Origin of the sequence: Henriciella sp. (assembly GCF_049649345.1) — a bacterium.
GTDB lineage: Bacteria > Pseudomonadota > Alphaproteobacteria > Caulobacterales > Hyphomonadaceae > Henriciella.
The window spans coordinates 1-11898 of the sequence record NZ_JBARZC010000559.1 but is presented as its reverse complement, the minus strand read 5'-3'; the positions used below and the strand labels follow the sequence as shown (position 1 = coordinate 11898).

The 11898-nt window shown below is 62.6% G+C and carries 12 protein-coding genes; 9 read left to right on the top strand and 3 right to left on the bottom strand.

Annotated elements, in window-relative coordinates; translation table 11 throughout:
- Nucleotides 1–1880: ATP-dependent helicase HrpB (gene hrpB, locus WA989_RS15480; RefSeq protein WP_424341377.1), on the top strand; the 1880-nt coding region annotated here is incomplete at its 5' end.
- A 108-nt stretch (nucleotides 1881–1988) separates the two neighbouring features.
- On the opposite strand, the gene WA989_RS15475 is transcribed toward hrpB, so the two are convergent.
- Both WA989_RS15475 and folE read right to left on the bottom strand, forming a co-directional pair.
- The gene (locus WA989_RS15475) at nucleotides 1989–2414 is read right to left on the bottom strand and encodes a hypothetical protein (protein WP_424341376.1); all 426 of its coding nucleotides are present in this window, start codon (nucleotides 2412–2414) and stop codon (nucleotides 1989–1991) included.
- Nucleotides 2415–2539: 125 nt separating this feature from the next.
- Nucleotides 2540–3154 carry a GTP cyclohydrolase I FolE gene (folE, locus tag WA989_RS15470; protein ID WP_424341378.1) on the bottom strand — a complete coding sequence of 205 codons (615 nt, stop codon included), beginning with the start codon at nucleotides 3152–3154 and terminating at the stop codon, nucleotides 2540–2542.
- A 369-nt stretch (nucleotides 3155–3523) separates the two neighbouring features.
- On the opposite strand from folE, the gene cysS reads away from it, so the two are divergent.
- The 8 genes from cysS to WA989_RS15430 all read left to right on the top strand — a co-directional run bounded on the left by cysS (nucleotide 3524) and on the right by WA989_RS15430 (nucleotide 11140).
- Nucleotides 3524–4909 carry a cysteine--tRNA ligase gene (gene cysS, locus WA989_RS15465; RefSeq protein ID WP_424341375.1) on the top strand — a complete coding sequence of 462 codons (1386 nt, stop codon included), beginning with the start codon at nucleotides 3524–3526 and terminating at the stop codon, nucleotides 4907–4909.
- 95 nt (nucleotides 4910–5004) lie between these two features.
- Nucleotides 5005–5463, top strand: coding sequence for a SixA phosphatase family protein (locus tag WA989_RS15460; RefSeq protein WP_424341374.1), 459 nt, complete (start codon nucleotides 5005–5007; stop codon nucleotides 5461–5463).
- A complete protein-coding gene (locus WA989_RS15455) occupies nucleotides 5456–6085 on the top strand; it encodes an exopolysaccharide biosynthesis protein (protein WP_424341373.1) in 630 nt (209 codons plus the stop codon). The genes WA989_RS15460 and WA989_RS15455 overlap by 8 nt, the downstream gene beginning before the upstream one ends.
- A gap of 57 nt (nucleotides 6086–6142) precedes the next feature.
- A complete protein-coding gene (locus WA989_RS15450) occupies nucleotides 6143–6616 on the top strand; it encodes an iron-sulfur cluster assembly scaffold protein (RefSeq protein ID WP_424341372.1) in 474 nt (157 codons plus the stop codon).
- Nucleotides 6617–6715: 99 nt separating this feature from the next.
- Nucleotides 6716–7042 (top strand): membrane protein insertion efficiency factor YidD, encoded by a 327-nt coding sequence (gene yidD / locus WA989_RS15445; protein ID WP_424341371.1) that lies wholly within the window; start codon nucleotides 6716–6718, stop codon nucleotides 7040–7042.
- 15 nt (nucleotides 7043–7057) lie between these two features.
- On the top strand, nucleotides 7058–9031 hold the full coding sequence (gene thrS / locus WA989_RS15440; protein WP_424341370.1) for a threonine--tRNA ligase: 1974 nt from the start codon (nucleotides 7058–7060) through the stop codon (nucleotides 9029–9031).
- A gap of 7 nt (nucleotides 9032–9038) precedes the next feature.
- Nucleotides 9039–10313, top strand: a complete 1275-nt coding sequence (locus WA989_RS15435; protein ID WP_424341369.1) for an O-antigen ligase family protein — start codon at nucleotides 9039–9041, stop codon at nucleotides 10311–10313.
- Nucleotides 10310–11140 carry a glycosyltransferase family 2 protein gene (locus tag WA989_RS15430; RefSeq protein ID WP_424341368.1) on the top strand — a complete coding sequence of 277 codons (831 nt, stop codon included), beginning with the start codon at nucleotides 10310–10312 and terminating at the stop codon, nucleotides 11138–11140. The genes WA989_RS15435 and WA989_RS15430 overlap by 4 nt, the downstream gene beginning before the upstream one ends.
- Here WA989_RS15430 and WA989_RS15425 read toward each other — a convergent pair.
- Nucleotides 11141–11898, bottom strand: a 758-nt coding sequence (locus tag WA989_RS15425; RefSeq protein ID WP_424341367.1) for a hypothetical protein, incomplete at its 5' end; no start/stop codon positions are given.

Sequence of the window (11898 nt, the reverse complement as noted above, 5' to 3'; positions counted from 1 at the left end):
CGAAATATCTCGGCCGGACGCGGGATCGCATAGAGGACCAGATGGCCGCGGCGATCGCAAAGGCCGCGCGCGCCGAGATGGGCTCCATCCTCGCCTTTCTGCCGGGTGCGGGCGAAATCAGGCGGACCGCCGAGCGCCTGTCAGGCTTGCCCGACGATACGAGCGTGCATCCGCTGTTTGGCGCCCTGTCTCCTCGCGAACAGGATGAAGCCGTCCGCCCCGCCCCCGCCGGTCAGCGCAAGATCGTGCTCGCCACCGATATTGCCGAAAGCGCGCTGACCATTGATGGCGTGCACGTCGTCGTCGATTCAGGGCTTGCCCGCGTGCCGGAATTCGACCCAAACAGCGGCACATCGATCCTGCGCACCATCCGGGCTGCACGTGCTAATGTCGACCAACGCCGCGGCCGCGCCGGACGTCTGGGTCCGGGCACGTGCTACCGGCTCTGGGATGAGGAAGAGACACGCGGGCTGCTCGCCGCGCCGCAGCCCGAAATCCTGAATGCGGACCTCTCCGGCCTGCTGCTCGCGCTCGCCGAATGGGGCGAGGACGATCCGTTCCGGCTGACCTGGCTGGATGCGCCGCCGCCCGGACGCATCAAGGCGGCCCGCGATGCGCTCCGCTCCTATGGTGCGCTGGACGAGGACGGAAAGCTGACCGAGCGCGGGCGCAAGATGGCCGCCCTGCCGCTCGACCCGAAATATGCGAGCCTGATAGCGGCAGCGGCAACCGATGCCGAACGCGCCCTCGCGGCTGAGATTGCGGCGCTGGCAAGCGAGGCCGGTGTCGGCGGGCGTTCGGCAAATCTCATCGAGCGGCTGAACGGGTTCAGAGCCGAGAACAGCGGCCGGGCGAAAGCGCTTCGCAGGCAGGCAGACCGATGGGCGAGGGGCGCGCGACCTTCAGGCGATCCGGCCCTCCTGCTTGCCCGATCCTGGCCCGGCCAGATTGCAAGGCGCCGCGATGGGTCGGAGACGAGCTACCTGCTTGCCAATGGCCGAGGCGGTGACCTCCCGTCAGACAGCGCAATCGCTAAATCGCAGTGGATCGTCGTGGTGGACATGGTGGGGGCGGCAAACCGCGCGCGGATCACGCTGGCCGCGCCCCTTGCTGAGGTTGACGTGCTGAGCCTGCATCCGCCCAAGACCGACGAATGGGCAAGCTTCGATCCGGTCGCGCAGAGCTTCAAGGGCCGGCGGGTGAAGGCACTCGGCAACATCGTCCTGTCCGAAACGCCCCTGCCCCAGCCGTCGGGCGCAGCGGCGCGGACGGCCTTTATAGACTTCGTGATAGAAAACGGGTTTGAAACGGCCGGTCTCGGCGCCCCAGTGGCAGAGTTTCTTGCGCGGGTCCGGCTTCTGCACCGCGCCATGGGCGAGGACTGGCCGCTGATCAGCGCGCCGGAACTGCGCGAAACAGCCGAAACATGGCTCGGCCCACTTCTGGGCGGTGGCAAGTTCCAGATGCCCTCTGATGGCGCGGTGCTGAACGCGCTCAAACAATCGCTCGGCTGGCCGAAGGCGCAGGAGATTGATGCGCTCGTCCCCAGTTCTATCTCGCTGCCGACCGGGCGGAGCGCCTCTGTTGATTATCTGGTTGACAATGCCCCGCTGGTCGAAGCCAAGGCGCAGGAGCTGTACGGCCTGACCCGCCAGCCCGCTATCGCGAATGGCCGTCTGCCTGTTGCGCTACAGCTGCTCTCGCCCGCCGGCCGGCCGATCGCCGTCACGAAAGATATTGCCGGCTTCTGGACAGGCGGCTACCGCGACATGGCCAAGGATATGCGCGCGCAATATCCAAAACATGACTGGCCGGACGATCCGGCAAGCGCCAAGCCGCATGCGGGCCTGACGAAAAAGCGGCTGGGGTCACAAAGCTAGGGCTTTGCATGAAAACGCCCTCATCCTGAGCGACGTCGAAGGACAGGGCCGTGTTGCAGGGCTGCCGGCCTCGTGGTTCGACGTCGCTCACCATGAGGCTGTACTGGTTTAGTTCGGCCGGCGCTCGTCGCCCCAGTCCATGCCCATCGTCTTCTTCATCCAGTCAGAGAAGGTGGCCGGCTTTTCGAGGTTCTTCGGGTCGAGCGTGCCGTATGCGACGACCGGTCCTTCTGCCGTTTCAAGGCGCACACCGGAAATCTGCTGGTTCGGATTGCCCCAGTTGCCGTAGCTCGTACTCGGGTCGAGAATGAGCATGACCTTAGTGCCGCCTGAGCCGTCCGGCGTCTTGCCGAAGACCAGACCGTAGACTTTCTCGCGAGCAAAGCCGCCTGAATGGGCCTGACGCTTGCCGTTCAGCAGCACTTCATCCCACAGCAGATTGCGGCGCCATTGCAGGACATGCATCTCGTCATCATCGGTGACGACCTTGATATCAACCTGGTGGAGGCTCACACGGACAAGTTCGGCATGCATGGGAGGTGTCCTTCTTGTTATTATCGAAAAACGATAACCAAGAAGGCGCAAGGCGTCAAGCAAAACAGAAATTGAAAAAGGCCGCCCTGCTGGACGGCCTCTGTCAAAGGGTCCGCCTGACCGAACTACCGCCCCGCCAGCCGCAGGAAGCGGTCGCGAATGTCCTTGTCAGTCTTGAACACGCCGGTGAACTGGGTGGTGATCGTCGAGACGTTCGGATGGTGGACGCCGCGTGTCGTCATGCACTGGTGAACCGCATCGATGAGAACCGCGACACCCGCAGGCGCAAGGCTTTCGGTCAGCGCATCACAGATTTGCGCCGTCATTGTCTCCTGCGTCTGCAGGCGCTTGGCGAAAATCTCGACCACGCGGGCGATCTTGGAGATACCGACCACGGCCTGGGTTGGCATGTAAGCGACATAGGCCGTGCCGATGAACGGTGCCATATGGTGTTCGCAATGGCTTTCGACATCGATCTCACGGAGCATGACCATGTCGTCATAGCCCTGCACATCCTCAAAGGTGCGCGAGAGATATTTGACCGGGTCCTCGTCATAGCCCTGGAACCATTCCTTATAGGCGTTGACGACGCGCTTTGGCGTATCGAGCAGGCCCTCACGGCGCGGATCGTCGCCCGCCCATGCGAGCAGCGTGCGAACGGCCTCTTCGGCCTGTTCCTGTGTCGGCCGCTCGACCGGCTCTGCATTCGCGAGACTTTTGTCGGTGGTAATGGCATCCATCGCCATGGCTGAAATTCCTGTGTCTGAGGGACGGGGGTCGAGCCAGATGTTCTGTGAGTGCGCCCTATGCACCCCAATACCGGACTTAACGCCCGCCCGAGATTGTACCCTCAGGGCGTAAGAACAGACATAGGACGTTCGCGAGATATTTTCCAGAAATTACCGATGTTTCCGCAGCGACAGGACTGCCGAAACCCTTGCGCAGCTTGGCATACGCGCAGGCCCATGTCATAGGGACGGCAACAGATCAAAGGTCACACGGAATGAATTTCGCCGCACACAATACCTGTTGTTGCTGATGCTGCTCCGGCTTCCAGAGAGAGGCCGGATAGTTCCGTTGTTTTTACTTTCCAAGCCTAGAAGATTCCGATGACACTCAAACTCTACAACACGCTGGGGCGTGAAAAGCAGACGTTCAAACCGCAGGATCCATCGCGTGTGTCGATGTATGTCTGCGGGCCGACGGTCTATAATTACGCCCATATCGGCAATGCACGGCCCGCCGTCGTGTTCGATGTGCTGTTCCGGCTGCTGCGCCAGACGTATGGCGAAAGCGCGGTCGTCTATGCGCGCAATATCACCGATGTCGAGGACAAGATCATCGCCCGCTCACTCGATGATGGCACACCAATCCCCGAGATCACGCGCAAATACGGCGACATCTACAATGCCGATCTTGCCGACCTGAACGTGCTCTCGCCGACGATCGAGCCTTGGGCGACAAAACATATCGACGGGATGATCAGCATCACGCAGCAGCTCGTGAAAAAGGGCTATGCCTACACCGCCCCCTCAGGCGTCTTCTTCGACGTCGAACAGATGGAGGATTATGGCAAGCTCTCCGGCCGCAAGCTGGAAGACAATGAGGCCGGTGCCCGCGTCGCTGTCTCCGACGAAAAGCGCAACCCGGCAGACTTCGCCCTGTGGAAGTTCGCCAAGGATGGCGAGCCGGAAGACGCCATCTGGGACAGCCCATGGGGCCGTGGCCGCCCCGGCTGGCATATCGAATGCTCGGCCATGATTGCCGCCCATCTCGGCAAGACGATCGACATTCATGCCGGCGGGATAGACCTGCAATTCCCCCACCATGAGAACGAGATCGCCCAGTCCGAATGCGCGCATGGTGAGCCGATGGCGCGATACTGGCTGCACAATGGCTTTCTCGACATGGACGGCGAGAAAATGTCGAAATCGCTCGGCAATGTGAAGCTGATCCACGACATGTTGAAAGACTGGCCGGGCGAAGTGCTTCGCTTTGCTCTGCTCTCAGGCCACTATCGTGCGCCACTCGACTGGACGCGGGACCTGCTGGAGCAGTCGAAGACCACGCTTGGCCGCATCTATGGCGCGCTGCGGCGGGTCTGGGCGGCGGAAGGCGGCGAAGCGGAAGACCAGTCCGTGCTGAAGGCGCTGAGCGATGATCTCAACACGCCGATCGCGCTCGCCGAACTCTCGCGTCTTGCTTCAGAGGCCAATCAGGCGGCCGATGCGAAGGATGAGCCCCGTATGGCCCAGGCTCGCTCAGAGCTCCTGGCGGCCGGGCAATTGCTCGGCCTTTTGACGCTTACGCCAGCAGAATGGGAACAGGGCGGCAGTGATGATGACAAGGCGCGAATCGATGAGCTCGTTCAGGCTCGGGTCGATGCGCGCGCGACCAAAGATTGGGCAGAAGCCGACAGGATTCGCAATCAGCTTGCCGAAGACGGCATCGAGATCATGGACGGGCCGCAGGGCTCGACCTGGCGGCGGGTTTAGGAGAGAGTGTTGCGATGAGGCTGGGTGGATTTAGATTTCAGGCGGGCATCGCTGCCCTGGCACTTTCCGCCGCCGCTTGCAGCGGGAGCGACACCATGCCCACGACTGACAATACTGCAGAATACACGCTGTACCTCGTTCGCCATGCCGAGAAACAGGCGGGCGATGACCCTGCTCTCACCGAGACTGGCGCAGCGCGGGCCGAAGCCCTGGCCGACCTTCTGGAAGGCGAAAGCATCGAAGCCGTCTGGTCGAGTAATTATACCCGCACACGCGACACCGCAGCCCCTCTCGCCGAGCGGCTGGACCTCAACGTTCGTCTCTACGACGCCTCTGATCTGTCCGGCCTCGCCGAGCAGTTGAAAGCCGACGCGCAGACCGCGCTCGTGGTCGGTCACTCCAATACAACGCCAAATCTTGCCGAGGCCCTTGGCGGCGACGCCGGCACGCCCATCGACGAGCCGACCGAATATGACCGGCTGTACGTGCTGACGGGCATCGGGACCGACGCGGTCGAAACGGACATTCGAAGGTTTGGAGCGACAAATGACTGAGCGCGTCGCCAGGCGGCCCGTCAACAATCTCGAAAGCCTGATGGTCAGCCTCTGCGAACAGACAGAGGGCGAGACAGTGACCGTCCGCAACCTGCTCGATGCGGTTGGCCGGCGCGCCTATGGGCCAATCCTTCTTCTGCTCGGCTTCCTCTCGGTCAGCCCGCTGACGCTCATTCCCGGCGCCACCTGGCTCGTCGCGATCGTAACGCTCCTGATCTCGATCCAGATCGTCTTCGGCAAGAAATTTCCCTGGGTGCCGCGCCGCCTGCTCAATTTCGAATTCAACCGGGACCATCTTGTTGCCGGCGTGGATGGCGGGCGGAAATACGCCAAGATGATCGACCATTATGTCAAACCGCGCCTGACATTTCTCACAGCGCCCATTGTCGCGCCGCTGATCGGGTTGATCTGCGTCGCGGCGGCTCTTGTGACCATTCCGCTCGGGCTGTTTCCGTTCGGCCCGCTTCTGCCAGGCCTGACCATTCTACTCTTTGGACTCGCACTGACAGCGCGGGACGGCGTGTTTCTGATCCTTGCCGCCGCGGCGCTGACCGGAGCCATCATTATCCTCGTTCGCGTCCTGCCTCGGGTGATCAATGTCGCCCAGGGCCTCTTCGGCTGAACACACGATTCAGCCCATTCACTTGATCTTCAGGCCTTTCGGGGCGATTTAGCCTCTATGAGCGCTGAGCTGTATCATAATCGCGTGCTGGAACTGGCCGCCAATATTCCGCATGTCGGGAGGCTCGAAGATGCCGATGCATCTGTCGAAAAGGTCTCACGTGTCTGCGGCTCGATCGTCCGTGTCGATGTGAAGCTCAGCGAGGATGGTGACACGGTTGAGGCCGTGGCCGTTGATCCGCGCGCCTGCGCCCTCGGACAGGCGGCTACATCGGTGTTGGCCGAACATATTATTGGCGCTGAGGTCGATGAGGTTTTCGCGGCCCGCGATGCCCTGCGCGCCATGCTGAAGGACGGGGCTGAACCGCCAGAAGGCCGGTTCGCCGAACTGCGCCATCTGCAGGGTGTCGCCGACTATCCGCCCCGTCACACCTCCACGATGCTCGCCTTCGAAGCGGCATGCGACGCCATCGAGACCGCCCGAACTAACCGGGCTGCGGCGGCCCCCAGCGCACCCGCCGTAGCCGGATAACGGCCCATAACCCACTTTGGCACAGCCATGTCGGGTTGTGAGCCGTCCCCCGCGCGTCTAGAACCGCTTTCGTAAGAACAACAACCGGAATCGAAGCGCATGACCGCCCTTCGCAGGAAGGCTGCCTATGCAGCCCTCAAGACGTACAAGATGACCCTCTCCCCGGCCTTTCAGGTTTTCGGGGCAGAGTGCCGTCATGTGCCGACCTGCAGCGAATATTGCGCTGAATGCGTCTCCCGCCACGGTCTGTGGACCGGCAGCTGGATGTCGATTGCCAGACTGTCGCGCTGCCGCCCCGGCGGCTCGAGAGGCTTTGATCCGGCACCTGAGAAAGCAAATCCATCCCCTTTCTGGGCTCCCTGGAGAGCCGGAGACTGGGCCAAGGGCGAAAGAGACTTCCCCGACGCTCAGCCAGACCAGACCTGAAAAGCTGAAAATACCATGATCAATGTAACGCTACCCGATGGATCGGTGCGACAGTATGAAGACGGCGCTAGCCCGGCCGATGTCGCGATGTCCATCTCTCCCGGCCTTCACAAGGCGGCGCTGGCTGCCAAGGTGAATGGCGACATGTACGACCTCAACCGCCCGCTCGGCGGCGATGCAGAGGTGGCCATCGTAACGGCGCGCGACGCCGAAGGCCTGGAGCTGATCCGCCATGATGCCGCGCACGTCCTCGCCCAGGCCGTTCAGGAGCTCTTTCCCGATACGCAGGTCACGATCGGCCCTGTGATCGATGACGGCTTCTATTACGACTTTGCCCGCGAGGAGAATTTCTCGACGGAGGATTTCGAGAAGATCGAAGCGAAGATGCGCGAGATCGTCGACAAGGACTATCCGATCATCCGCGAAGTCTGGTCAAAGGAAGACGCGATCGAGACGTTCCGCAAGATGGGCGAGGAGTACAAGGCGCAGATCATCGACGACATTATCCCGCCGGGTGAGCCGATCACGGTCTACAAGCAGGGTGACTGGTTCGACCTTTGCCGGGGCCCGCACCTGCCTTCGACGGGCAAGCTGCCAAAGGCGTTCAAGCTGATGAAGCTCGCCGGGGCCTATTGGCGCGGCGACTCCAGGAACGAGATGCTGCAGCGCATGTACGGCACGGCCTGGGGCAATGAGAAGGATCTGAAGGCCCATCTCGTCCGGATCGAGGAAGCTGAGAAGCGGGACCACAGGAAGCTCGGCCGGGAGCTGGATCTCTTCCACCTGCAGCCTGAAGCGCAGGGCTCGGTCTTCTGGCACGCCAAAGGCTACATGATCTGGCGCCAGCTGGAGGCCTATATCCGCCGCCAGCAGGACGAGGATGGCTATGTCGAGGTCAAGACGCCGCAATTGCTGGACTCGGTCTTCTGGCAACGCTCCGGCCACTGGGACAAGTTCCGCGAGAACATGTTCGTCGTCCCCGACGAAGTACCATCGACGGAAGATGACGGCCCGGTCCTCTCAGGGGACGCGGAGCTGATGGCGCTGAAGCCGATGAACTGCCCGGCGCATGTCCAGATCTTCAAGCATGATCAGCGCTCATACCGCGACCTACCGATCCGGATGGCCGAATTTGGCTGCTGTCATCGCAATGAGGCCCACGGCGCGCTGCACGGGCTGATGCGGGTTCGTCAGATGACGCAGGATGATGCGCACATCTTCTGCCGCGAGGACCAGATCGGCGATGAGACGCTGCGTTTTCTGAAGCTCTTCGAGCGGGTCTACAATGATTTCGGCCTGTCGGAGATATCCTACAAGCTTGCCACGCGCCCGGACGTTCGCGGAGGTACGGATGAGAACTGGGACAGGGCCGAAAAGGCGCTCGCGGATGCGCTGACGGAGGCCGGGCTCGAATTCGAATATGCTGAAGGCGAAGGCGCGTTTTACGGGCCCAAGCTCGAATTCCACCTGACGGATGCGATTGGCCGGACGTGGCAATGCGGCACGTTCCAGCTCGACTATGTCCTGCCGGAGCGCCTGGATGCGGACTATACGGGCTCTGATGGCGAGAAGCATCGCCCGGTCATGCTGCACCGCGCGGTCTATGGCACGTTCGAACGCTTCATGGGTATCCTGATCGAGAACTATGCCGGGGCCTTCCCGATGTGGCTGTCACCTGTACAGGTCGTCGTCGCCGCCATCACGGATGCGGCAAATGACTATGCGCTGGAAGCCGCCGCCGCGCTGCGCAAGGCCGGGCTGCGGGTCGAGACGGACCTTCGCAATGAGAAGATCAACTACAAGGTCCGCGAGCACTCTCTGCAGAAAGTGCCGGTCATTGCTGTTGTCGGGGAAAGAGAAGCCGCCGAAGGCACCCTCGCCCTGAGGCGCTTCGGCTCCAAGGGTCAGGAGATCCTCAGCCTTGAAGAAACGGCCGAAAAGCTGTCGGATGAGGCAACACCTCCTGATTTGAAGCGCGCGAAGGCCTAAACCAAGCATGACGAAGACAAGCGGGTTCAGCTACGCCGTAGTCCTGGCCGCGGCCTTCGTCCTCTGGGTGCCTGTCGCGCTGTTCGGCACGCAGGGCTTCTCGGCCCTGCTCGGCCTCGCTGCGATCCCGGCCGCCTTCTTCGCGCCGTTGAAGCGGACCAATATCATCGCGCTCGCCGTTGCCCTGCTCGCGCTCTGGGCAACGGCGACGAGCTTATGGTCGGCAGAGAATACAGCGATCGTTGCCGGCGATCTGGCCCACGGGAATTTCAATGTGGACGCCGCCGCGATCCGCATCCTGCTGACGGTGCTCGCGGGCACGCTCGTCCTTGCAGCGGCGCTTCGGCTCGAACCATCACGCGGGCAGATTGCGGTGTACGTGATGCTTGCCATGCTCGCCATACATGGCGGCCTCACACTGGCGATGGCCTTGTTGCCGGAGGTCGCGCTCGACGCCTACGCCCCGTTCAGCGACCGGGATAGGGAAGCGCCGCAGAACATATTGCGCAGTGCCAATGCCTTCCTGCTCGGGCTGCCGGTCCTGCTTGGCGCGGCCTGTCTCCTGCCGAAACGGGCACCGGGCCTCGTTGTGACGGCCCTGCTCGCGGCGTCCTTCCTGGCCTTCTACCTGGTCGGCTCGGATGTCGCGTGGATTGGCATTCTGCTCATCGCTGTAGCGCTCGGCGTCATCCACTTGCTCCCGAAGTCAGGCTTCAAGGCGCTGTTCGCTGTCATCGCAGCCTTCGTTCTGGCCTCACCAGTGATCCTCGGCTTTGGCGGCGCAGCAGTGTCTGATGCAGGAATGCCGCTGCCCTCTTCTGTCCAGTCGCGTGTCTGGGCCTGGCAGCTGACGACCGACAAGATCCTCGAACGGCCCCTGACAGGCCATGGCATCGAAGCCTCCAAGGAATGGCGCGAGACCTTCGGCGACCGCCCCGACCTCATGGACCAGATGATCGAGAGGACCGGCATCGATGATGGCCGCTGGAAAGTCTATCGCATCCTGCCGGGGCACCCGCATAATATGGGCCTCCAGCTCTGGGCCGAGACAGGTTTTATCGGCATCGTGCTCGCCCTCATCTCGCTTCTGGCGATTGGCTGGAGCCTGCCGCCGCCTGCCGCCCTGCCATCTGCGACACGGATTGCGGCAGCGGGCCTGACGGCTGCAAGTTTTGCCTTGTTCAGCCTCTCCTACAGCGTCTGGAACGAGGCGTTCTGGGCGACGGTGGCGCTCGCTGCGGCCGGCATCCTGCTCCTGTCGCGCTGGCTGGACCGGCCATGAGCGCGGCTCAGACCACCGCAATCGTTGTCAGCTACAAGACGGGTCCGCGCCTGCGCGAATGCCTCTTCGCACTCGCCTATGACCCTGCCATCCGCGACGTGCTCGTCGTCGACAATGGCAATGGCAAGGCCGAGACGGCCTGGCTCGGGGCATTCGCGGCGAAGCGGGACCACGTCACCATCCTCGCGCCCGGAAGCAATATCGGTTTTGGCGCAGGCGTGAATTTCGCGGCGGCCTCTGTCGACAGCGGTGATCTTCTCATCATCAACCCTGATGCGGTGCTGAAGCGCGGATCGGTCGAGGCGATGCGCACAGCTGGTAACGGGCTCAAAACGCCGTGGATCATTGGCGGGAAAGTGTTTGATGTGAGCGGCTGCGAAGTGCGTGGCCCGCGGCGCAGGAAACTTACGCTGTGGCGCGCGCTGACGAGTTTCGCCGGCTGGAACACCTGGACGCTTGAGGATACGCCGGCGCCTGACAAATCCGTGCCGATGGACGTTGTCTCCGGCGCGCTGATGCTGATCAGCAAAGCAGGCTTTGACCAGCTCGGCGGCTTTGATGAGACCTATTTCCTGCATGTCGAGGATGTCGATCTCTGCCGGCGCGCCTGGGAAGCCGGCGGCGAGGTGATCTACTGCCCTGAGGCCGGCGCGCTCCATTATGGCAGCACCTCTGATGTCCCGTCGGCAGAAATTGCGCGGCACAAGGCCGACAGCCTGATCCACTATTTTCGCAAGTTCGCGTCCAATCCGCTTGAGCGTCTGGCCGTGCGTGCAGTCGCACCGGCTCTCAAAGGGGCCGTGAGCCGAAAGGCCTCTGGCCGCTGATCAGGGCTGGAAGTCTGAGGTGACCGGTGGCGGGCCGTCTTCCGTCGCCGCCCGGATGACGATGGAGGACACGCGCGGGGTAAATTCCTGCCAGTCATATTCGGTCAGCTTGAAGGCCCAGCCTTCGGCCCGATCATTGATCGTCTGAGCCCGGCGCGCGGCATCGCCTGCTTCGACCGCACGGAGCGTGACCCAATTGCCATCTGGCTCACGCCAGGCGCGCAGATCGATCTCAAGCCCGTCATAGGTCTGGGTAATATGGCGCGCGACGGCCCGGCTCGTGAGATCGGCTTCAGGCTTCACATCGATCGGTGCAAACCGCGAAATCGCCAGCGCAGGCGTCGAGGCGGCCAGCCTGCTGCGCAGGCGGTCATTCTGATGCGGCGGGGCCGGGGTGAAGCTGCGCGGACCGCTGCCTGCCTCGCGTGTCAGATAGATCGACGCGCCTGTTGCGTCCGTCATGCGCACAGCAGATATCGTAGACGGGTCGATATCGACAATGTCGAGGTCAAGCCAGGCTTCACGGGTATAGAGCGGCGGCAGGTCTCCGAGGGCGCGGAAGGCGACACTGTCCGCCGGATCGCGGGCATAGAGCCGCTCGCCGCGCCGGCCTGTGATCATATCGGCGGTCTTGGCGCCGTTGCTGGCAAAGACTTCGACGAGAACGCCATTGCCGCTGTCGCGCGGATCGCCGAGGCCGAGGCGTTCGAGCCGTTCGGGATTAGAGGTTCGCCGCTCGCCCCAGCTCAGTGTCTCGA